At 41.9% G+C, this 22,806-nt stretch carries 23 protein-coding genes; 17 read left to right on the forward strand and 6 right to left on the reverse strand.

Going from position 1 to position 22,806, the window contains the following annotated elements:
* Positions 1-127 precede the first annotated feature (127 nt).
* The 4 genes from ACT170_RS00965 to ACT170_RS00980 are packed head-to-tail and all read left to right on the forward strand — an operon-like array spanning position 128 to position 4,591.
* A complete protein-coding gene (locus tag ACT170_RS00965; protein ID WP_021144519.1) occupies positions 128-520 on the forward strand; it encodes a hypothetical protein in 393 nt (130 codons plus the stop codon).
* A gap of 48 nt (positions 521-568) precedes the next feature.
* Positions 569-2,515: a threonine--tRNA ligase gene (gene thrS / locus ACT170_RS00970; RefSeq protein ID WP_002886069.1), complete on the forward strand. Its 1,947-nt coding sequence runs from the start codon at positions 569-571 to the stop codon at positions 2,513-2,515.
* Positions 2,516-2,564: 49 nt separating this feature from the next.
* Positions 2,565-3,503 (forward strand): alpha/beta fold hydrolase, encoded by a 939-nt coding sequence (locus ACT170_RS00975; RefSeq protein ID WP_444817923.1) that lies wholly within the window; start codon positions 2,565-2,567, stop codon positions 3,501-3,503.
* A 29-nt stretch (positions 3,504-3,532) separates the two neighbouring features.
* On the forward strand, positions 3,533-4,591 hold the full coding sequence (locus ACT170_RS00980) for a DUF3114 domain-containing protein (protein ID WP_444817924.1): 1,059 nt from the start codon (positions 3,533-3,535) through the stop codon (positions 4,589-4,591).
* Positions 4,592-4,663: 72 nt separating this feature from the next.
* On the opposite strand, the gene ACT170_RS00985 is transcribed toward ACT170_RS00980, so the two are convergent.
* The gene (locus ACT170_RS00985) at positions 4,664-4,855 is read right to left on the reverse strand and encodes a PspC domain-containing protein (protein WP_002886147.1); all 192 of its coding nucleotides are present in this window, start codon (positions 4,853-4,855) and stop codon (positions 4,664-4,666) included.
* Between the two features lie 157 nt (positions 4,856-5,012).
* Between ACT170_RS00985 and tnpA the strand changes: the two genes are divergently transcribed.
* A complete protein-coding gene (gene tnpA / locus ACT170_RS00990; protein ID WP_002891962.1) occupies positions 5,013-5,486 on the forward strand; it encodes an IS200/IS605 family transposase in 474 nt (157 codons plus the stop codon).
* A gap of 171 nt (positions 5,487-5,657) precedes the next feature.
* Here the strand turns inward: tnpA and trhA are convergent, their stop codons facing one another.
* From trhA to ACT170_RS01010, 4 genes are all read right to left on the reverse strand, one after another.
* The gene (gene trhA / locus ACT170_RS00995) at positions 5,658-6,335 is read right to left on the reverse strand and encodes a PAQR family membrane homeostasis protein TrhA (RefSeq protein WP_183136252.1); all 678 of its coding nucleotides are present in this window, start codon (positions 6,333-6,335) and stop codon (positions 5,658-5,660) included.
* The gene (locus tag ACT170_RS01000) at positions 6,328-6,777 is read right to left on the reverse strand and encodes a DUF1836 domain-containing protein (protein WP_139724069.1); all 450 of its coding nucleotides are present in this window, start codon (positions 6,775-6,777) and stop codon (positions 6,328-6,330) included. The genes trhA and ACT170_RS01000 overlap by 8 nt, the downstream gene beginning before the upstream one ends.
* A 169-nt stretch (positions 6,778-6,946) precedes the next feature.
* A complete protein-coding gene (locus ACT170_RS01005) occupies positions 6,947-8,218 on the reverse strand; it encodes a hydroxymethylglutaryl-CoA reductase, degradative (RefSeq protein ID WP_410532737.1) in 1,272 nt (423 codons plus the stop codon).
* 1 nt (position 8,219) lies between these two features.
* A complete protein-coding gene (locus tag ACT170_RS01010; RefSeq protein WP_038675548.1) occupies positions 8,220-9,386 on the reverse strand; it encodes a hydroxymethylglutaryl-CoA synthase in 1,167 nt (388 codons plus the stop codon).
* Positions 9,387-9,856: 470 nt separating this feature from the next.
* Between ACT170_RS01010 and ACT170_RS01015 the strand changes: the two genes are divergently transcribed.
* The 9 genes from ACT170_RS01015 (at position 9,857) to ACT170_RS01055 (ending at position 16,643) form a co-directional block, all read left to right on the forward strand.
* Positions 9,857-10,717, forward strand: coding sequence for a thymidylate synthase (locus ACT170_RS01015; protein WP_070476514.1), 861 nt, complete (start codon positions 9,857-9,859; stop codon positions 10,715-10,717).
* Positions 10,718-10,824: 107 nt separating this feature from the next.
* The gene (locus ACT170_RS01020; RefSeq protein WP_013990945.1) at positions 10,825-11,328 is read left to right on the forward strand and encodes a dihydrofolate reductase; all 504 of its coding nucleotides are present in this window, start codon (positions 10,825-10,827) and stop codon (positions 11,326-11,328) included.
* 4 nt (positions 11,329-11,332) lie between these two features.
* Complete coding sequence (locus ACT170_RS01025; RefSeq protein WP_002886174.1) at positions 11,333-11,503, forward strand: hypothetical protein; 171 nt, start codon at positions 11,333-11,335, stop codon at positions 11,501-11,503.
* A 17-nt stretch (positions 11,504-11,520) separates the two neighbouring features.
* Positions 11,521-12,747, forward strand: coding sequence for an ATP-dependent Clp protease ATP-binding subunit ClpX (gene clpX, locus ACT170_RS01030; RefSeq protein ID WP_002890340.1), 1,227 nt, complete (start codon positions 11,521-11,523; stop codon positions 12,745-12,747).
* A 9-nt stretch (positions 12,748-12,756) separates the two neighbouring features.
* Positions 12,757-13,356 (forward strand): ribosome biogenesis GTP-binding protein YihA/YsxC, encoded by a 600-nt coding sequence (yihA, locus tag ACT170_RS01035; protein WP_444817925.1) that lies wholly within the window; start codon positions 12,757-12,759, stop codon positions 13,354-13,356.
* Positions 13,357-13,485: 129 nt separating this feature from the next.
* Complete coding sequence (locus ACT170_RS01040; RefSeq protein ID WP_139724061.1) at positions 13,486-14,862, forward strand: amino acid permease; 1,377 nt, start codon at positions 13,486-13,488, stop codon at positions 14,860-14,862.
* 11 nt (positions 14,863-14,873) lie between these two features.
* Entirely contained in the window at positions 14,874-15,824 is a 951-nt protein-coding gene (gene mmuM, locus ACT170_RS01045; protein WP_444817926.1) for a homocysteine S-methyltransferase, read from the forward strand.
* A 112-nt stretch (positions 15,825-15,936) separates the two neighbouring features.
* Complete coding sequence (locus tag ACT170_RS01050; RefSeq protein ID WP_002886199.1) at positions 15,937-16,191, forward strand: DUF1912 family protein; 255 nt, start codon at positions 15,937-15,939, stop codon at positions 16,189-16,191.
* A 74-nt stretch (positions 16,192-16,265) separates the two neighbouring features.
* Positions 16,266-16,643, forward strand: coding sequence for a helix-hairpin-helix domain-containing protein (locus ACT170_RS01055; RefSeq protein WP_060971327.1), 378 nt, complete (start codon positions 16,266-16,268; stop codon positions 16,641-16,643).
* Positions 16,644-16,758: 115 nt separating this feature from the next.
* Here ACT170_RS01055 and plsY read toward each other — a convergent pair whose 3' ends face one another.
* Positions 16,759-17,400, reverse strand: a complete 642-nt coding sequence (gene plsY, locus ACT170_RS01060; RefSeq protein WP_145516351.1) for a glycerol-3-phosphate 1-O-acyltransferase PlsY — start codon at positions 17,398-17,400, stop codon at positions 16,759-16,761.
* 137 nt (positions 17,401-17,537) lie between these two features.
* On the opposite strand from plsY, the gene parE reads away from it, so the two are divergent.
* The 3 genes from parE (at position 17,538) to parC (ending at position 22,717) form a co-directional block, all read left to right on the forward strand.
* Positions 17,538-19,487 (forward strand): DNA topoisomerase IV subunit B, encoded by a 1,950-nt coding sequence (gene parE, locus ACT170_RS01065; protein ID WP_444817927.1) that lies wholly within the window; start codon positions 17,538-17,540, stop codon positions 19,485-19,487.
* 154 nt (positions 19,488-19,641) lie between these two features.
* Positions 19,642-20,169, forward strand: a complete 528-nt coding sequence (locus ACT170_RS01070; protein WP_444817928.1) for a hypothetical protein — start codon at positions 19,642-19,644, stop codon at positions 20,167-20,169.
* A 91-nt stretch (positions 20,170-20,260) separates the two neighbouring features.
* Complete coding sequence (parC, locus tag ACT170_RS01075; RefSeq protein WP_444817929.1) at positions 20,261-22,717, forward strand: DNA topoisomerase IV subunit A; 2,457 nt, start codon at positions 20,261-20,263, stop codon at positions 22,715-22,717.
* The last annotated feature ends 89 nt before the right edge of the window (positions 22,718-22,806 follow it).

A 22,806-nucleotide genomic window follows, 5' to 3' on the forward strand; every position in this document is an offset into this window, starting at 1 on the left:
TTACAATTTTTAGAATGTCTAGTTTAGATAGAAAAGCTTTACTTTGTGACTATATATTTTCTCTTTGATTACTAAAAGGATTGTTTAGAACGAGGTGACACTATCTTTTTAGGTGAGGGAGAATTTTATGGGGTTCAAATATGAAGCTATCAAGGCCTACTTGATTGACCACGGTGTAGATGCTAGTCTTGCTGAGACTATGCATGCTATCTATGCTACCCAAAGACTTGGTGGAACAGCCAATGCTTATTTTCTTATTGTTTTTACAGAAAAAGAGGTTTTCATTATCTCGATTACTCCTTTAGGAAAATTAGGAAAGATTATCGCTACACTTCCTGAAGAGATGATTAGGTCCTATCAGTTTAAGAAACGTTTGTTCATTGGTTACAAACTTCGTTTCGTTCTAACTGATGATAGGGAGCTAGACTTTAATATCAACAAGATGATGATTGGTGCAGGTTGGCATAAGACAGAATTGCAAAGCATCCTAGAAACAAATTATTACAACAAAAATAATTAATATAGAAAGGACGAAAGGGCTCGACCTTTAGAGCTCTACATCTTAATTATGATTAACATTACTTTCCCAGATGGCGCTGTTCGTGAATTCGAATCTGGCGTTACAACTTTTGACATTGCACAATCTATCAGCAATTCTTTGGCTAAAAAAGCTCTTGCTGGTAAATTCAACGGTAAATTGATTGACACTACACGTGCCATCACTGAAGACGGAAGCATCGAAATCGTGACACCTGATCATGAAGATGCTCTTCCAATCTTGCGTCACTCAGCGGCTCACTTGTTTGCCCAAGCTGCTCGTCGTCTCTTCCCTGATATCCACTTGGGTGTCGGTCCAGCGATTGAAGATGGTTTCTACTACGACACTGATAATGAAGCTGGTCAAATTTCTAACGAAGACCTTCCTCGTATCGAAGAAGAAATGAAGAAAATCGTTAAAGAAAACTTCCCATCAATCCGTGAAGAAGTGACTAAAGACGAAGCGCGTGAAATCTTCAAAAATGACCCATATAAATTGGAATTGATTGAAGAGCACTCAGAAGACGAAGGTGGTTTGACTATCTACCGTCAAGGTGAGTACGTTGACCTTTGCCGTGGCCCACACGTACCATCAACTGGTCGTATCCAAGTCTTCCATCTTTTGAATGTTGCAGGTGCTTACTGGCGTGGAAATAGCGATAATGCTATGATGCAACGTATCTACGGTACAGCTTGGTTCGATAAAAAAGATCTCAAGGCTTACCTTAAACGTCTTGAAGAAGCTAAAGAACGTGACCACCGTAAACTTGGTAAAGAACTTGATTTGTTCATGATTTCTCAAGAAGTTGGTCAAGGTCTTCCATTCTGGTTGCCAAACGGTGCGACAATCCGTCGTGTCTTGGAACGCTACATCGTGGACAAGGAAGTAGCAGCAGGCTACCAACACGTCTACACTCCACCAATTGCCTCAGTTGAGCTATACAAAACTTCAGGTCACTGGGATCACTACCGTGAAGATATGTTCCCAACAATGGATATGGGAGATGGTGAAGCCTTTGTCCTTCGTCCAATGAACTGTCCTCACCACATCGAAGTTTACAAACACCATGTGCACTCTTACCGCGAATTGCCTATCCGTATCGCTGAAATCGGTATGATGCACCGTTATGAAAAATCTGGTGCCCTTACAGGACTTCAACGTGTGCGTGAAATGTCACTTAATGACGGTCATACTTTCGTAACACCAGAACAAATCAAAGATGAGTTCCAACGTACGCTTCAATTGATTATCGACGTTTACGAAGATTTCAACTTGACTGACTATCGTTTCCGTTTGTCATACCGCGACCCTAAAGATACTCACAAATACTTTGACAATGACGAAATGTGGGAAAATGCTCAAAGCATGTTGAAATCAGCCATGGATGACATGGAACTCGACTACTTTGAAGCAGAAGGTGAAGCTGCCTTCTACGGTCCAAAACTTGATATCCAAGTGAAGACTGCCCTTGGTAATGAAGAAACACTTTCTACTATCCAATTGGACTTCTTGCTTCCAGAACGCTTTGACCTTAAATACATCGGAGCTGATGGGGAAGAACACCGTCCAGTTATGATTCACCGTGGGGTTATCTCAACAATGGAACGCTTTACAGCTATCCTTATTGAAAACTATAAAGGAGCCTTCCCAACTTGGTTGGCACCTCAACAAGTAACTGTTATCCCAGTTTCAAATGAAGCCCACACAGATTACGCTTGGGAAGTTGCTAAACAACTTCGTGACCGTGGTATCCGTGTTGAAGTGGATGAACGTAACGAGAAAATGCAATACAAGATTCGTGCGTCTCAAACACAAAAAATCCCTTACCAATTGATTGTTGGTGATAAGGAAATGGAAGACGGAACTGTTAACGTTCGTCGCTATGGACAAAAACAAACACACACTGAAGCTGTGTCAGAATTTGTAGAAAATATCCTTGCTGATATTGCTCGCAAATCACGCCCAGATGCCGAATAATTCAGAAAGTCGGTTAGCTAAGCTAGCTGACTTTTTAGTAGGATAAACCATGCACGTTTTTAGGAAAAGACTTTTATTTCTGCTGGGAGCAGTCCTGCTCTTGTTACTGTCTAGCTTTACTTATCACAGATTAGCCTTGCAAAGAGAGAAGGCTTCCCTCAACCCTATGGGACAAATGGTGTCTGTCAATGGCCATGACATGAGCGTCTTTGTAAAGGGGGAGGGGCCACAAACTCTAGTTTTTCTTTCTGGTGCTGGAACAGCCTCTCCCATTCTAGATTTTAAAGACTTGTATGATGGGCTTTCGAAGCAGTATAAGATAGTCGTTGTTGAAAGGGGTGGCTATGGTTACAGCGAGGACACGTCTAAGTCCCGAGATGTTTCTGAGGTTCTTTCAGAGACACGTCAAGCCCTAGCCAAGGCCCATGTATCAGGTCCTTATATTATCCTCTCCCATTCGATGGCCTCCTTAGAGACACTTCTGTGGCAGGAAAAATACCCTAGTGAAGTGAAAGCTATCATTGGTTTAGATTGGGCCCTACCAGAAAGTTATGCACATTTAACAATACATCCCCAGATTTTACGTATGGCTCGTTGGGGAAGTCAATTAGGCTTATTAAGGTATTTACCGGGTCGCTTATATGTGCCTAATGCCAATCTCAGTAGTAGTGACCACCGCCTCTATCAACGGATAGCCTATCGTCAAATTTTGTCAAAGGCTATGTTAAATGAGAGCCTGTCTGTTAAGGAAAATGCTAAAAAGGTTGATGCTAAGATAAATTCACAAATCCCCACCTTACTTTTGGTTTCTAATGGAGAAGGCACGAGTTTTAGCCAGGAGGACTGGCGGCATTATGCGACTAGCTTTGCAAAGGACCAGAAAAATATTGAAGTGACTTTTTATGATTCTCCGCATTATCTTTATCACTATCAGACCAAAGAGGTGGCCGAGAAGATAGAGGAGTTCATCAAAGAGACGACTGATTAAATTTACGTATGTTATTGAGGAGGGATGTGATGCTCATTGGTTCAAAAGCCTTTCGAAACTTGTGGGAGGACTGGCGAAGGGACTACCAGCCACTGCAAGTGCTGAAGTTATTGCTGGCTTATATAGAGATGCCAGAGGATCTATCTGGGGAGATAGAGGAAACTCAGCGTTTATTATCCTATTTTGCCCCTGACTTAGCGCCTCATGATGCTTTCTGGAAGGATGTTGCCAGGTTGGTAGATTTGGCTTTTCCTGGTGATAGCTTGTCTCAGGAAGGCCTTGTAGAGCGACAAATCCATCAGTTACGTTACCTGATTTCTAGTCAACAGGCCCAGTATGTGAGGACGCATTATAAAAAAAAGGGGATGACAGACAAAGAAGCTTTAGCTGTCTATCTGAGATGGAAACCTTTCACCATGTTTGATCAGGGGCGTCTGCACCAAAAGATTTCTTTCTGTGATGGCAAGGGGATTTATCCAGATGGGATTCCTAGTATTAATCTCAAGATTCTCCTCTATAATCGCGTAGAGTTTATTCTAGATAGTCAGGGAAATTTTCTCAATGAGGTCGATGCCGAGAAGGTAACTGAGAGTGGTGTGGTAAATGGTGCTAGTTTCAACTATGGTAATTTCAAGCGCCACTGGCAACTGGATGTGGAGCCGGTTCAACCACATGATCCTGCCTTTCGTAATCGGATGACCAAGGGTTTTCGATCCCCCAACAAACTTAGGAAGAAGTGGGGTCAGAAAGAGCCTGAGCATTTTGACAAGTCTTTTTACAATCCAAATGGTATCTATGCCCAGTCTCATAGATCTTTGGCCAATGATGTCAAACGCCAAGCCAGACTTTTTCTCGCCATGGTTTATGGCTTTAAACCAGTTCAGAAAAAGCAAACAAAGGAGGTTCATATGTCTAAACAACCACAAAACAATAAAGGAACAGCAGTTCTAGGATCACTAGTATTTATGGCCTTATATGCCCTGGGTATTTGGCACAATGCTGTCCGAGGAAATATTCCTTTCCTTATTCTTTGGAGTGTTTTACTCCTAGTTAACGTCAGCTATTTCATTTTCCGCTTGAGAAAATAAAAAAAGAAAGTGATATAGACCTAAATGGTAAGAATTTAGATCTGTATCACTTTTTGTATATTCAATTATAGCTTACCACTTGCTTTCTTCTGGGATAATAATCCAGCAAATGATGTAGAAAAGAAAACCTGTTCCAAATAAGAAGATCGCTGCAGCCCAAATAAGGCGAATAATGACAGGGTCGATGTCAAGATATTTAGCGATACCAGAACAAACACCGGCAATGATTTTGTTGTTTGGATCTCGTCTGAGTTCTTTTTTCATATGATTTACCTCCGTATGCCTTATTGTCTTACGAAAACCACTAGCTGTGCTAGTGGTTCCGAAAAGCTTTTAGCGATGTATCAAAAAAGTCCCCCTAAAGTGTTATATTAGATAAGGTTTCCCGACCACTAACTAATATACAAAAGGAGGACCCCTGATGAGACAGGATAATAATAGTTTAGCACATACTACATGGAATTGTAAGTACCATATTGTTTTCGCCCCAAAATATAGACGTCAGATAATCTATGGGAAATACAAAGCAAGTATTGGTCAAATCTTACGGTTATTATGTGAAAGAAAAGGCGTTGAAATTCATGAAGCAGAAGCTTGCCCAGATCATATTCACATGTTAGTGAGTATACCACCGAAACTAAGTATTTCTTCATTTATGGGATATTTAAAGGGTAAAAGTAGCTTAATGATATTCGACCGACACGCTAATTTAAAGTATAAATATGGGAATCGCAAATTTTGGTGTCGAGGTTTTTATGTTGATACGGTTGGGCGAAATCAGAAGCGAATTGAAGAATATATTCGTAATCAATTACAAGAAGACGTGATAGCAGATCAGCTCAGTCTTTTTGAGGAGTATGATCCGTTTACAGGTGAGAAGAATAAAAGAAAGTAATCTTAAAGAGACCCGCTAGACGGGTCAGCTAGCAAAGGTGGTGCTGAAGGGAAACCATTCGGTAGGCCTTTAGGCCTCGGCCGGTAGCAGAGGCTTTCAGCCGAAGAGCAAGCCACCCGTTCTCACGGGTGGTTTTGACTATACCATAACACCTAGAAGTCTAGTATTAGCTTAAGGAAGCATGAAGTAGACGATACCCAGATATTGGAGTGCTGAAGCCAGCATGATGAAGAGGTGCCAAATCATGTGGAAGTATGGTTTTTTCTTAGCGTAAAAAGCTGCTCCAACCGTGTATGACAATCCTCCAGCAAGCATGAGCCCCCAAAAGGCTGGTCCTGTCTTAGTGACGATAGCTGGAATGATAAAGATAACCAACCATCCCATCATCAGATAGAGGAAGAGGGAGAACTTTTCATTGATTTTTTTAGCAAAAATTTTATAGAGAATACCAAAAATTGTTGTTCCCCATTGAAGGATGATGATGCTATAGCCTAGCCAACCGCCAACCAATGAGAGGGCAACAGGGGTGTAGCTTCCAGCAATGGCGATATAAATCATGCTGTGGTCAATAATTCTTAGAACCATCTTGTGGGGTGAGTTGTAATCCATAGCATGGTAGATGGCTGAGCTCAAAAACATGAGGAATAGGCTGATAACGAAAACAGACATCCCGACAGCAGCAGTCATACCATAGCCGTTGTTGGCATGAACAGCAGTAATTGGCAATAAGACCAGCATGGCCATAGCTCCGACGGCGTGAGTCACGCTGTTAGCCACTTCCTCACCAAAGCTAAGTTTTTTACTGAGTTTGAGGTTGGGAGAAGTATTAAAAGTAGCAGTATTAGACATTGTTTTCTCCTTCAAGGTCGTTCAAAAGTTGATGTGTAGCTCGGTAGCATTGAAGCGTCTGACAGGCTGAGAGTATGACTTGCGGAGCTTCTTGAGGAAACTGACCATTCATACAGGCTACAAAGTCATTGTAGTAGCTCTTTTGGCTTTCAGCATCTGTTCGTAGGATTTCTAAGGTTTTGGCAATCTCAGAAATCTCAAAGACGGTCTTCAGACTAGTGATGACAATAAGTCTAGCTACCTGAGCAGCATTATATTTTTTCTTGATGGGTTTTGCGACATGGCCATGTTTGACATAATTATTGACCATAGAGGCGGTTAGCCCCTTGTCGTTTGGTCCCAAAGTACTTTGGGTGACCTGGTTGACATAGAGCAAAACCTGATCCAAATAGAGTTCAATCTCTGGTAATTCTTCCCAGAGAGGGTATTGTTGTGTTGTCAAATTATAAAAACCTCTTTATCTAGTTTTCATAACTAGATTATAACATTATAGAAATTCAAGTCAAGTCAGAACTTGTGAGATATGAAAAAGATGTTGAGATAAAATTTCCAACATCTTTATTTTTTATGTGATAAGGCAGAGTGATATTTTATTGCTTCATATTCTCTTTTTATGGGGTTCTGAGTTTCTCCAAAATTGCTTGTGCAGTTTCTTGGTTCATATGTTTGGCCTTGAGAAGTTCAGCCAAAACTTGAGGCATTTCTTCAGGACTGGCCCCAGCTAACAAAGCCAGGGATTTGGCTTGGAGTTTCATATGTCCTGCTTGTATTCCTGTTGAAGTCAGAGCTTTCAGAGCAGCCAAATTTTGTGCCAAACCAAGAGAGACGATGATACTGGCTAGGGTTTTGGCATCTGGATGATTAAGCAAATCATGGGCGATAGAAGCACTAGGGTTAAGTCCGATAGAACCGCCACGGGTTGCGATTGGCATGGGGAGGGATAATTCTCCAACTAGTTCCTTAGATTCCTGATTATAAGTCCATGTGGACAGACCTCGGTAGCTACCATCCTTGCTTGCATAGGCATGGCTACCGGCCTCAACTGCTCGCCAATCGTTTCCGGTCGCGATAACTAGGGCATCGATACCATTGAAAATTCCCTTGTTATGGGTAGCTGCTCGGTAGGGGTCCACCTGAGCCAGTTGGCTGGCCATCTCCATTTTCTTAGCCAGGTCATGTGCCTCTTCCTTATTACGACTGAGGAAGCGTGTGCTAAGACGACAAGTCGCTGTCACAAGACTTTCAGTGGCTAGATTTGAGAGAATAGCCATGAGGCTTTGACCTTCTGACAGGTTTTCTAATTCTGGCACCAGGGCTTCCATCATGGTGTTGACCATATTGGCTCCCATGGCTTCTTGGGTATCAACGGCTAGATAGACAATGAGGAAGTCTCCTTTAGTCTCAGTCCAGAGCTTGCGAGGGCCACCCCCACGCTTAACAATAGAAGGGTGAGCCTCTTTGGCAATCTCTATAAGGTCCTGACTGGCTGCTTGAATTTTGCTTGAGGCAGCAGCCTTATCAGGAAGGTCAAAGAGGGCAACTTGGCCAATCATTTGACGGTCATGGATTGTAGTCGTGAAACCACCAGAACGCTTAATGAGTTTGCTAGCGTAGGAAGCAGCAGCCACAACTGAAGGTTCTTCGGTAACCATGGGAACCTGATAGGTCACACCATCTACCAATACATCTGGGCAAATGGCAAAGGGGAGTGTGAATCGACCAATGACATTTTCAGCCATCTGATTGGCTGTTTCAAGGGTGAGTTGTTGGTCCTTATCCAGAAGATCTTGATTTTCCTGAGACAAAAGAGCATTCGTTTTCAAATGCTCTTTACGTTCTTGCGGTGTCTTCTTGGAAAAACCAGTCCAAGAGAGTTTAGTCATATTAATGTCCTTTATAGATACGTTGGTGTTCAGAGATTTCAGCTAAACGGAAAGCTCCGGTTTGGTAATCAGCGAATTGAGTAGAACCAGTGTCATCCAACTGCGCCTCCTCATAGAAAAGTTTTTCATAATCAGCAACGCTTAATTGTTGACGTTTGGCAAAGGTATCTAGGCGGTCCGAACGAAGCAGGTCTTTGTAACCTTCAACCAGACGTCCTGAGAAAATTTCAGAGACAGCTCCAGAACCGTAAGAGAAGAAGCCAATCTTATCTCCGGCTTTAAGGTCTTGCGACTGTTCAAGCAAAGAAAGAAGTCCAAGATAGAGTGACCCTGTATAGATATTCCCAATTTGACGACTATAGGTAATTGAAGCATCGAAGTTATTTGTCAGACGCTCTTTGTTCTCTGGATTCAAATCTTTTGGAATAATCTTATTAAGTCCCTTAAGAGCTAGCTTAGGATAAGGAAGATGGAGACAAAAAGCAGCAAAATCAGCAAAGTTAGCCTGATGGCGTTCTTGATAAGCTACCCAAGTTGTCTTCAAACTGTCAAGGTACTGTTTGGTTGAATAGATGCCTTGAACATAAGGCGTTGAACTGTAGTTTGGACGCCAGAAGTCCATGACATCACGAGTTTGTGCCACATTATCATCAGCAAGTTCCAAAATACGTGGATTCTGACTGACTAGCATAGCTACAGCACCAGCTCCTTGAGTTGACTCCCCAGAAGATCCGACACCATAGCGGGCAATATCACTAGCGATAACCAGAACTTTGCTATCTGGGTGAGTTGCCACATGCAACTTAGCATAGTTAAGTCCAGCAGTTGCAGCGTAACAAGCTTCCTTCATTTCAAAAGAACGAGCAAAAGGCTGAATACCTAAAAGACTGTGGACATAGACAGCAGCAGCCTTAGACTGGTCAATGGAAGACTCAGTAGCTACGATGACCATATCGATAGCATTTTTGTCGTCGTCATTTAAAATATCAGCCGCCGCATCAGAGGCAAGCGTCACGATATCTTCTGTAATCGGCGTAATACTGGTTGCATCAAGCATCAGCCCCTTGCTGAATTTTTCAGGCTCCGCCCCACGGGCAAGAGCGAGATCAGCCATGTTTAGAACATATTGACTGGTCGCAAAACCAATCTTATCAATTCCAATAGACATATGATGTTTCCTTTTTTCTTCATTGTAGAGTATCCAGAAGATACTAATCTATAGTGATTTTACCATAAAAGAGCGCTTTCGCCTTGAAAAAACTTTGATAGTTAGTTATATCTCATTTTTTGGTAGGAACTAGGGGATTTTAAACGACTTACTTTTGCTATTCCATAGCTTATATTTCTCATTTACACCAGAATAAGGTAAAATTGAAGTGGTAATCTACTTGTTTTTTAGCTATGTTAGAAAAGTAAAATTGTTGTTATATATTGAAATCATTGCGAGCGTTAAGTGAGACTTTCCGCTGTGAGATAAGTGTCTGTAAATAAAGTGTTTTGTTTACAGACACTCGGAATTTTTGAGACCATAGGCTCAAAAATTAGTCTTGGAACTTCGAAGAAGTTCGCAGACGTCCGTAATCACTTAAGGGAAGTCTCAAAAAATACTTTGTTTTCAATAGAATAAAGAGGAAAATCATGACAAAAGCAGACACTATTTTTAAAGAAAATATCACTAAAATCATGGAAGAAGGCGTTTGGTCGGAGCAAGCACGTCCTAAATACAAGGATGGCACCACAGCCAACTCCAAATACATCACTGGAGCTTTTGCAGAATATGACTTGAGCAAGGGAGAGTTTCCAATTACCACTCTTCGTCCTATCGCTATCAAATCTGCCATCAAAGAAGTGTTTTGGATTTATCAAGACCAGACAAACAGCCTAGATGTCCTTGAAGACAAATACAATGTCCACTATTGGAATGACTGGGAAGTTGAAGGCGTGCCTGCCAATAATGGGGACAAGCGTTCGATTGGTCAGCGTTATGGAGCGATTGTTAAGAAGCACGATATCATTAACCGTTTGCTGGCACAGTTGGAGGCTAATCCGTGGAACCGTCGCAATGTCATTTCCCTTTGGGATTACGAGGCCTTCGAGGCGACAGCAGGACTTCAGCCTTGTGCCTTCCAAACTATGTTTGACGTTCGCCGTGTGGGCGAGGACATTTATTTGGACGCCACTTTGACGCAACGTTCTAACGATATGTTGGTGGCTCATCATATTAATGCCATGCAGTATGTGGCTCTTCAGATGATGATTGCCAAGCACTTTGGTTGGAAAGTTGGTAAATTCTTTTATTTCATCAATAACCTCCATATCTATGACAATCAATTTGAGCAAGCTGAGGAACTTCTCAAACGTCAGCCAGCTGATTGCCAACCACGTTTGGTCCTCAACGTTCCTGATGGAACGAATTTCTTCGATATCAAACCGGAAGATTTTGAATTGGTTGACTATGATCCTGTTAAGCCTCAACTCAAATTTGACTTAGCAATTTAATAAATGCTTATGGTTTAAGCCCTTAAAGAGCTGGCAAAGTTTTTCCAAGCTCTTTTTCTCTTTTTTTGTTAGAATGGATTGTAAACTTAAAAAGAAAAGGAAATACTGTGTCTAAACAACTCATTGCTATTTGGGCGGAAGCTCATAACCATGTTATTGGGAAGAATCACACCATGCCTTGGCATTTGCCTGCTGAACTGGCACATTTCAAGAAAACGACCATGGGCTCAGCAATTCTCATGGGGCGTGTGACCTTTGATGGCATGAACCGTCGTTGTCTACCAGGACGTGAAACCTTGATTTTGACACGAGACAAGGACTTCGACTGTGAGGGTGTAACGACCGTTACGAGTGTTGAGGAAGCCCTAGCTTGGTTTGAACAGCAAGATAAGGATCTCTATATTGCTGGTGGTGCTGGTGTCTACAAGGCTTTTGATGGGCATTATGATGCATTCATCAAGACAACTATTGAGGCTGATTTAGAGGGAGATACGTATTTTCCACAACTAGATATGACGGCATTTAAAGTGGTATCACACGAACGTGTGGCCAAGGATGATAAAAATGCCTACGACTTTAGCATAAGTCGCTATGAAAAAGAAGGAGACTAGGTTCATGCAACGTAGTGTTTTTGGGTTATTTACTGCATTATTGGGAGTACTTTGTGTGCTCTCTGCCATTCCTGCCTTTCGCAAGAAACGTTATGGGTTAGCAGTTTTTCTCTTTTTAAATGCTTTTACCAACCTTGTCAATACTATTCACGCCTTCTATGGCACCCTATTTTAGAAAAGAGTGAGGAATAAATGGCTGGAAATCGTAATGAAGAAATGGTTTATTGTTCATTTTGTGGCAAAAACCAAGAAGAAGTAAAGAAAATTATCGCTGGGAATGGCGTCTTTATCTGTAACGAATGTGTGGCCTTGTCACAAGAAATCATTCGTGAGGAAATGGCAGAAGAAGTTTTGGCTGACTTGGCTGAAACACCAAAGCCAAAAGAACTTTTGGATATTTTGAACAACTATGTCGTGGGGCAAGACCGTGCTAAACGTGCCTTGGCGGTAGCTGTTTACAACCACTATAAACGTATCAACTTCACAGAAAGTCGTGAAGACAATGATGTGGATTTGCAAAAATCAAATATTCTCATGATTGGACCAACTGGTTCAGGGAAGACTTTCTTGGCTCAGACCTTGGCTCGTAGCTTGAATGTTCCTTTCGCGATTGCGGATGCGACATCATTGACAGAGGCAGGTTATGTGGGTGAGGACGTGGAAAATATCCTCCTCAAACTGATTCAAGCGGCAGACTTCAATATTGAACGTGCGGAACGTGGGATCATCTATGTCGACGAGATTGATAAGATTGCTAAAAAAGGTGAAAACGTATCAATCACTCGTGACGTTTCTGGTGAAGGGGTTCAACAAGCCCTCTTGAAGATTATCGAAGGAACAGTAGCTAGCGTTCCACCTCAAGGTGGCCGTAAACACCCTAACCAAGAGATGATTCAAATTGATACGAAGAATATTCTCTTTATCGTGGGTGGTGCTTTTGATGGTATCGAAGATATCGTTAAGCAACGTCTTGGTGAGAAAATCATTGGTTTTGGTCAAAATAATAAGGCTATTGATGATGACTCATCATACATGCAGGAAATTGTGGCTGAAGATATTCAAAAATTCGGTCTTATCCCTGAGTTTATCGGACGTTTGCCAGTCCTTGCTGCCCTGGAACAGTTAACGGTGGACGACTTGGTTCGTATCTTGACAGAGCCTAGAAATGCCTTGGTTAAACAGTACCAAACCCTTTTGTCTTATGATGGGGTTGAACTTGAGTTTGACCAAGATGCTCTTGAAGCTATTGCAAGTAAGGCGATTGAACGTAAGACTGGTGCGCGTGGGCTTCGCTCTATCATTGAAGAAGTCATGATGGATGTCATGTTTGAAATTCCTAGCCAGGAAGATGTGACTAAGGTTCGTATTACCAAAGAAGCCGTTGACGGCACAGCTGCTCCAGTTTTGGAAACAGCATAAGGAGGTTCTATGGCTGAAGAACAAGTCCTAAATACGCACAATGCTGAGATTTTGCTCAGTGCGGCGAATAAGAGCCACTATCCCCAAGATGACCTCCCTGAGGTTGCCCTAGCAGGACGCTCGAATGTTGGTAAGTCAAGCTTTATCAATACACTTCTTGGTCGTAAAAACCTAGCACGTACTTCTGGGAAACCAGGGAAAACTCAGTTGCTTAATTTCTACAATATTGACGATAAGCTTCGTTTTGTGGATGTGCCAGGTTACGGTTATGCCCGTGTGTCTAAAAAAGAACGTGCCAAATGGGGCAAAATGATTGAGGAGTACCTCGTGACTCGAGATAATCTTCGTGTCGTTGTTAGCTTGGTTGATCTCCGACATGAACCAACTCAAGACGATATCCAAATGTATGAATTTCTCAAGTATTATGAAATTCCGGTCATCGTTGTAGCGACTAAGGCTGACAAGATTCCTCGCGGAAAATGGAACAAGCACGAATCAATTATTAAGAAAAAACTCAATTTCGATAAAAATGACCATTTCATCGTCTTTTCATCTGTCACACGTGACGGTTATGATAAAGCATGGGATACGATTTTAGCAGAATTATAAAAAGAGCTCGGAGAAATCCGAGTTTTTTTCTTGCGATAGTTTTTGTCTATCTCTTTGATAGATTCCACCTATTATCCAAGGGGATGATATTGTGATAAGCTTGTTTTATCACATATATTGGAGGAATCTATGGAAAACCATAATTATGAAAATGAAGGTCAGTTCCAACGGAAGATGACCTCACGCCACCTCTTTATGCTCTCGCTAGGTGGTGTCATTGGTACCGGTCTCTTTCTTAGCTCAGGCTATACGATTGCACAAGCAGGCCCTCTTGGTGCGATACTATCTTATCTTGTGGGGGCTATCGTTGTTTACTTAGTCATGCTTTCATTAGGTGAGCTAGCTGTTGCTATGCCAGTAACGGGATCCTTTCACACCTATGCCACAAAGTTTATCAGTCCTGGAACAGGTTTTACTGTAGCCTGGCTTTATTGGATTTGTTGGACGGTTGCCTTGGGGACAGAATTCCTAGGTGCGGCCATGCTGATGCAACGCTGGTTTCCCTCAGTTCCGGCTTGGATGTTTGCAGCCTTCTTTGCCTTAGTGATTTTTGGGATTAATGCTTTGAGCGTAAGATCTTTTGCGGAAGCGGAATCTTTCTTCTCGTCAATAAAAGTCATTGCTATCCTGGTTTTCATCATCCTAGGTCTGGGGGCTATGTTTGGTTTGGTCAGCTTTGATGGTCATCATGAAGCTATTATGTTCAAGCATCTGACGGCTAATGGTCTCTTTCCAAATGGTGGTCTTGCCATTGTGTCAGTCATGTTGGCGGTTAACTACGCCTTTTCGGGAACAGAGTTAATCGGTATCGCAGCTGGTGAGACAGACAATCCTAAGGAAGCTGTTCCACGTGCTATTAAAACAACTATTGGACGTTTGGTTATCTTCTTTGTCTTGACCATTGTGGTCTTGGCTTCACTTCTTCCCATGAAAGAAGCAGGGGTATCTTCAGCACCTTTCGTTGATGTTTTTGACAAGATGGGGATTCCATTTGCGGCAGATATCATGAACTTTGTTATCCTGACAGCTATTCTTTCTGCTGGGAATTCGGGACTCTACGCTTCAAGCCGTATGCTTTGGTCTTTGGCCAATGAGGGAATGCTCAATAAAAAGCTAGTGAAAATTAATAAACATGGAGTTCCAATGACAGCCCTTTTGATTTCCATGGCAGGAGCAGTTTTATCGCTCTTTTCAAGTATCTATGCTGCAGATACGGTTTATCTAGCTTTAGTATCAATCGCTGGTTTTGCAGTTGTTGTTGTCTGGCTCTCCATTCCTTTGGCACAAATCAACTTCCGTAAACAGTGGAATTTAGAACATTCTGATGATGAGTTGGATTACAAGACACCGTTTAACCCAATCCTACCTTATATCACAATCGTTCTCTTGGCCATTTCTGTGCTTGGGATTGCTTGGGATAGTTCACAACGTGCGGGACTTTACTTTGGTATTCCTTTCATGATTTTCTGTTACCTTTATCACTACCTTCGCTTTAAAAAATGGTAAGGAGGCCTTGTATGGCAATATTTAAAGACTATTTAGAGAATAAATCTCCTCTTATCCTTCATGGGGCACTAGGAACAGAGATGGAGAGCTTGGGTTATGATATCTCTGGCAAACTCTGGTCAGCCAAGTACCTTCTTGAAAAGCCAGAAGTTATTCAAAAAATCCACGAAACCTATGTAGCCGCTGGGGCTGACTTGATTACCACATCGTCTTATCAGGCGACCTTGCCAGGCTTGATGGAGGCTGGTCTTACTGAGAAAGAAGCGGAGCAGATTATTGTCTTGACAGTTCAGTTGGCAAAGGTTGCACGTGATAAGGTATGGGGAGCCTTGGATGAGACTGAGAAAGCAAAACGACCATATCCTTTGATTTCTGGAGATGTCGGTCCTTACGCAGCTTATTTGTCTAATGGTTCTGAGTATAGTGGTGATTATGGTCAAGTTACTATCGAGGAGCTTAAGGATTTTCATCGCCCTAGGATTCAAATTCTCCTAGATCAAGGTGTGGACTTGTTAGCTTTGGAAACTATTCCAAATCGTTTGGAAGCACAAGCTCTGATTGAACTCCTGGCTGAAGAATTTCCAGAATCAGAAGCTTATCTCAGTTTTACAGTCCAAGAACCAGGCACTATCAGTGACGGGACTTCTTTAGATGAGATTGCCAAGCTTGTTTCCCAGTCAGATCAAATCTTGGCTTTAGGAATCAACTGTAGTTCGCCTCTTCTTTATGATCAGGCTCTTGCTATTCTTAAAAATGCTGGAAAAGCCCTCATTACTTACCCAAACTCAGGTGAGGTTTATGATGGCAGTACGCAGACTTGGAAACCTAAGGATAAGGATGCTCTAACCATAGTTGAACATAGTAAAGATTGGCATGCACAGTTTGGAGTTAAGATTTTAGGTGGTTGCTGCCGCACACGTCCAAATGACATTAAAGCCTTATATACAGAGTTTAGAACCTAGTCAAATTTCTAATTATTTGTTATAATAGGAGACTGTAAGGCTATGAGCTCTACACACTATTAGTAGAAAATGAAGCCAGCGTTAAGCTGGTTTTTAAAATGAAGAGGAAAATATGACCTACGAACAAGAATTTCTAAAAGACTTCGAAGCCTGGGTTGTTACCCAAGTTAAAGTAAACGAAACGGCCTTGGCCGCTAGCAAGAAAATCTGGGAAGAAGACGGCGATGAACGTGCACGTGATGCAAGTTACCGCTATGAAGCTAAATTGGATGCTTACAATTTCCTAATTGGTAAGTTTGCCAACTATCGTGCTGGCAAAGGTTTCCATGATATGCCAGATGGCTTGTTCGGGGAACGTCACTATTAATAAAGGATGAAAAAGAAAATGGCGATACTACTTTATAGAAAGGTATCGTCTATCAAAATAGGAGAAAACTAAACATGGCTAAAGTAAAAAATAAAAAGAAAGCTTTTAAACACCGTTTGAAAAAACAAGGACTTTTCAATAATGTTAAAGCCCCTGTTCCACCCGTTGCGCCTGTTCCACCAGTTCCACCAGTAGCACCACAACCTGTTGCTGAAACTAAGACAGTTGCCAAGGAAGAAGTAGCAGCCAAAGACCTTAGTCTTGAAGCTTTCGCCCAACTTCCAGAAGTTGAAGGCCTTCGTTCAAACCTTGTAGAAACTCTTTATAATGAAGGTTTGACTTCAGTAGAGGCTTTTGCTACTGTGACTGAAGAAGAAGTTCTTGCCCTCAAGGGTGTCGGACCTGCGACAGTTAAAAAATTGAAAGAAAATGGTGTTAGCTTCAAAGCTTAAGCCTAAAAAGAACCGAGGTGTAGCCTTCGGATTTTTTATTGTTTTAGAAAGCATTGCTTGATTAGAAAAACAAGAAAACCACTAGTAAATCTAGTGGTTAGTAGGTCTGGATTGTTTATTTCTTTGGATTTTGTTTGGTTAAATTAAGTCCAAAAGGTACCAAGTTTTCTTGATGCCTGCGGATGCGTCCCATATTTTCAGTGTGGCGGAAGATGATAAGCAAAGCCATGATGGTAAGAACCCCAGTGAAAATAAGGTCATAGCCATCTAGTAAGAAATGGATGGCTGGAAACACAGCCAGCGTAATAAGTCCAACAATTGCTGCAGTGACACTTGAAAATGAAATCATGCTGGTTAGATAGAGTGTTAGGACAAAGACCAAGAGTAGGAATACACAGTAGAGTGGGGCAAAGCCAAGAAGCACCCCTGCACTTGTCGCAACAGCCTTCCCACCTTTAAATCCAGCAAAGATTGGAAAAACATGTCCGATAATGGCAAAGAAACCAATGACAAGAGGTGAAACTTCTGTGACACCAAGCCAGATAGGTAGAAGAACAGCCAAGGTACCCTTGAACATATCAACTAAAAATGTGATGGTACCAGCAGTCTTACCTAGAACACGAAAGGTATTGGTTGTTCCAGTATTTCCAGAGCCATGCTCACGAAGATTGGTATGGAAGAAAAGTTTCCCAATCCAGAGGCCGGTCTGAATGGAACCTAACAAGTAGGCGATTAGGATTAACAATAAGATTTTCATGAGATAATTATAGCATACAGCCTAGTAATTGACAAAGTCAGTCAGCCTTAAGATATCTTTTGGACTTTCTTGATTTCTTTTGCAAATTCTTCTGAAAACTTATAAAATAATAAGGATGAAAATTTTGGAGGTCACTCTTGGCTAAAAAAGAAATAAATGTAAATAATTATAATGATGATGCCATTCAGGTACTAGAAGGGTTGGATGCGGTTCGCAAGCGCCCAGGAATGTACATTGGCTCAACAGATGGAACAGGGCTTCACCACCTAGTTTGGGAGATTGTCGACAATGCGGTCGATGAAGCCCTTTCTGGTTTTGGTGATGTCATCGCTGTCACCCTAAATAAGGATGGTTCCGTTTCTGTTTCTGACTCTGGACGTGGGATGCCGACAGGTATGCATGCCATGGGTAAACCAACAGTTGAAGTTATTTTCACTGTTCTCCACGCGGGTGGTAAATTTGGACAGGGTGGTTATAAAACTTCTGGAGGTCTTCACGGTGTGGGTTCTTCAGTTGTTAATGCGCTGTCTAGCTGGCTTGAGGTAGAAATTACCCGTGACGGTAGTGTTTATCGCCAACGTTTTGAAAATGGTGGTCACCCTGCAACAGGGCTTGAAAAGATTGGTAAGGCGCCTAAGTCTAAGACAGGTACAAAAGTTACCTTTATGCCTGATGCGAGCATCTTTTCAACGACTGACTTCAAATTTAACACCATTTCAGAACGTCTCAAAGAATCAGCCTTCCTTCTTAAGAATGTCACTATGACATTGACAGACTTGCGTGGCGAAGAAGAAGTTCGTGAAGAATTCCACTATGAAAATGGGGTTCAAGACTTTGTATCTTACTTGAATGAGGACAAGGAAACGCTGACACCAGTCATCTATATTGATGGAGACCAGCAGGAATTTCACCTAGAATTAGCCCTTCAGTACAACGATGGTTACTCTGATAATATCCTTTCCTTTGTCAATAATGTCCGCACTAAGGACGGAGGTACCCACGAGACGGGCTTCAAATCCGCCATTACCAAGGCCTTTAACGATTATGCACGTAAGACTGGCTTACTTAAAGAAAAGGATAAGAACCTCGAAGGGTCAGATTATCGTGAGGGCTTGTCAGCAGTTATCTCGCTCTTGGTTCCTGAGGAACACCTTCAGTTTGAAGGACAAACCAAGGACAAACTTGGATCTCCTTTAGCTCGACCTATTGTTGATAGTATCGTTTCAGAGCATTTGACTTACTTCCTTATGGAAAATGGGGATCTGGCTTCTAACTTGGTGCGTAAGGCTATTAAGGCTCGTGATGCCCGTGAAGCTGCCAGAAAAGCTCGTGATGCTAGCCGAAATGGTAAGAAAAATAAAAAAGACAAGGGACTCTTGTCAGGAAAATTGACGCCAGCCCAGTCTAAAAATGCTAAGAAAAATGAGCTTTATCTGGTCGAAGGGGATTCTGCCGGCGGTTCAGCCAAACAAGGCCGCGATCGTAAATTCCAGGCCATTCTTCCCCTTCGAGGGAAGGTCCTCAACACTGAGAAAGCCAAAATGGCAGACATTCTCAAAAACGAAGAAATCAATACCATGATTTATACTATCGGTGCAGGGGTTGGAGCTGATTTTAACCTTGATGATATTAACTATGACAAGATTATCATCATGACCGATGCCGATACCGATGGAGCTCACATCCAGACCTTGCTTCTTACTTTCTTCTATCGTTATATGCGTCCACTAGTGGAAGCAGGACACGTTTATATCGCTCTGCCTCCTCTTTACAAGATGTCCAAAGGTAAAGGCAAGAAGGAAGTTGTCGAATACGCTTGGACGGATGGGGAACTTGAAGAACTTCGTCAAAAATTTGGTCGTGGCGCTATTCTCCAACGTTACAAGGGGCTTGGTGAGATGAATGCTGACCAACTGTGGGAAACAACCATGGATCCAGAAACAAGAACCCTTATCCGAGTGACGATTGACGATCTAGCGCGTGCCGAACGTCGCGTCTCAGTTCTTATGGGAGATAAGGCAGCACCACGCCGTCAATGGATTGAAGATAACGTTAAATTTACCTTGGAAGAAAGTGGCGTATTTTAGGTTGCAGACCAGAAGGGAAAGTAATAAGATAGAGTCAGGGAGAGCGCTTACTATCAATAGCTACTAGGGTTTATAAAAATTAAGTTAATTATTTTCTACATAGTTTATTAACTATTTACAGTGTCATTGACTAGAAATCAATGGAGGTAGAACTATGTTATCTAAGGTATTAAGTTTTTTACTTTACTATCCTCAAGTGGTGTTTCCTGTATGTGCAGGGGCAATAGCTTATTTAAGAGTTTATAAAAAGAGGCCACTAAAAACACGCTTTTTGATCTTGCCTATACTAGTAGTGATAACCTTCCTTCTATCTTTGATAGATAATCCCTTCTCACAGAGGACCTACACGGGGTTGTTATTGGCTTTCTACTATGTCTATGTTTTTTCTCCCCTAAGTGTTGTTTGTAGTATCACATCTCTTTTAAAAAGTATCTATCATTATAAGCTATTCCGTATGCCATTAGCTCTAGTTCTCGTGATCAATGGCTCCATAATGACCGGTCTAACAATTTTAAACCTTATTTTATTCTTTGGGGAACTTTCTACTTCATTGACACTATCTTGTGTATCTTTCATTTTAATTGCGATAAGCACAGTGGTTCAATTTGTGATTGGTGAAATAGAAACTAGGAAGGTGAAAACCATTCTTCTACAGTTACAAAGTCAAGGAACAACATTGTAATTAGAGGTGTTGCAGTGAAGTAGGGGGTCTACTATTTGTCTTTTATATTATTTCAAATCATTACTTAAACTAAAAAATAAAGAGAAATCTTATGTCTAATATTCAAAACATGTCCCTTGAGGACATCATGGGGGAGCGTTTTGGGCGCTACTCCAAATACATTATTCAGGAGCGTGCGCTTCCTGATATTCGTGACGGTCTGAAACCCGTTCAACGTCGTATTCTTTATTCCATGAATAAGGATGGCAATACTCATGACAAGGGCTATCGTAAATCTGCCAAGTCGGTGGGTAACATCATGGGTAATTTCCACCCACATGGTGATATCTCTATTTATGACGCCATGGTCCGTATGTCTCAGGATTGGAAGAATCGTGAAATCTTGGTTGAGATGCACGGTAACAACGGTTCTATGGACGGTGATCCACCAGCGGCCATGCGTTATACAGAGGCACGCTTGTCAGAGATTGCGGGCTACCTTCTTCAAGATATCGATAAAAACACAGTCCCATGGGCTTGGAATTTTGATGATACAGAGAAGGAACCAACCGTTTTACCCGCCGCCTTTCCAAACCTCTTGGTTAATGGGGCTACAGGGATTTCTGCTGGTTATGCCACAGACATTCCACCACATAATCTGGCAGAGGTCATTGATGCTGTTGTCTACATGATTGATCACCCATCTGCTAAACTGGATAAATTGATGGAATTCTTGCCTGGCCCTGATTTCCCAACAGGGGCTATCATTCAGGGCAAAGATGAGATTCGTAAGGCTTACGAAACTGGTAAGGGCCGCGTCGTTGTGCGTTCACGTACTGAAATTGAACAACTCAAAGGTGGTAAGGAGCAAATCATTGTTACTGAAATTCCTTACGATGTTAATAAGGCAGTTCTTGTTAAAAAAATCGATGATGTTCGTGTCAATAACAAGGTTCCTGGCATTGCAGAAGTTCGTGACGAGTCTGACCGTACAGGGTTGCGTATTGCTATTGAACTTAAGAAGGATGCTGACAGCCAAACTATTCTTAACTACCTTTTGAAATATACGGATCTTCAGGTCAACTACAATTTCAACATGGTGGCTATTGATAATTTCACCCCACGTCAAGTGGGCTTGCAAAAGATTTTGTCTAGCTACATTGCCCACCGTCGTGATATTATCGTTGCTCGTTCAAAATTCGACAAGGAAAAAGCTGAAAAACGTCTTCATATTGTCGAAGGATTAATCCGAGTTATCTCTATTTTGGATGAGGTTATCGCTCTTATCCGAGCTTCTGAAAATAAGGCTGACGCTAAGGAAAATCTTAAGGTCAGCTATGATTTTTCAGAAGAACAAGCAGAAGCTATTGTGACCTTGCAACTTTATCGTTTGACCAATACGGATATCGTCACTCTCCAAAATGAGGAAGCCGATTTACGCGAACAAATCGCGACCTTGGCTGCCATCATTGGTGACGAGCGTACCATGTTTAATGTCATGAAACGTGAACTCCGTGATATCAAGAAGAAATTTGGTAATGACCGTCGTTCAGAGTTGCAAGCAGAAACCAAGACTATTGAAATTGATACTGCAAGTTTGATTGTTGAAGAAGAAACCTATGTCAGCATCACTCGTGGTGGCTACGTCAAACGTACCAGCCCACGTTCCTTCAATGCTTCAACGATTGACGAAGTTGGAAAACGTGATGACGATGATTTGATTCTTGTCCAGCAGGCCAAGACGACACAACACCTCTTGATGTTCACTAACCAGGCCAATGTGATTTATCGCCCAATTCATGAGTTACCAGACATTCGTTGGAAGGATTTGGGTGAACATCTATCACAAACCATCACCAATTTATCTAAGGATGAAGAAGTGCTTTACGCAGAAATCCTGGATGATTTTGAAGCTGGTACTTACTTAGCAGCCACTAAGCTTGGTCAGATTAAACGTTTCGAACGCAAGGAATTTACGCCATGGCGTACCTACAAGTCTAAGTCGGTTAAATACGCTAAACTCAAGGATGATAGTGATTTTATTGTTACGGTTACGCCGATTCAATTGGATGATATCATGATTATCACTCAAAAGGGTTATGCCCTTCGCTTTAATGCTGACGAAGTGCCAGTAGTTGGTGCCAAGGCAGCAGGTGTTAAGGCAATCAATCTTAAGGATGATGATACCGTTCAGGCTGTCTTTGTAGCAAATACTCAAAGTTTCTACCTTCTGACACAAAGAGCTAGTCTCAAACGTGTGGCTACAGCAGATATTCCACAGGCTAAGCGAGCTGGTCGAGGTCTCCAAGTTCTTCGTGAGCTTAAGACTAAACCACATCGTGTCTTTACTGCGGGTCCAGTCTTTACGGAAAATGCTGGTGGCGAAATAGATCTTCTAGCAACACCAGTGGAAGAGACTCCACAGACCTTGCTTGTAACAGCAACAACAGGCGAAACGGCAGAGGTTGACTTGTCCCTTCTAAATCTTTCAGACCGTACTAGCAACGGTAGTTTCATTGAAGGATTAGCAGACAAAGAAGTCTTTTCTGCCAAGATTATTGAAAGATAAAGATAAGAAAGCTTTGTTCTCTTATTAGAGGGCAGAGTTTTTTTCTTTGATGGGCAAAATAAGTGTTTTAAAAAGAATTGTCAGAATTT

This window comes from Streptococcus sp. cx1 (genome assembly GCF_052384325.1).
Taxonomy (GTDB): domain Bacteria; phylum Bacillota; class Bacilli; order Lactobacillales; family Streptococcaceae; genus Streptococcus; species Streptococcus salivarius_G.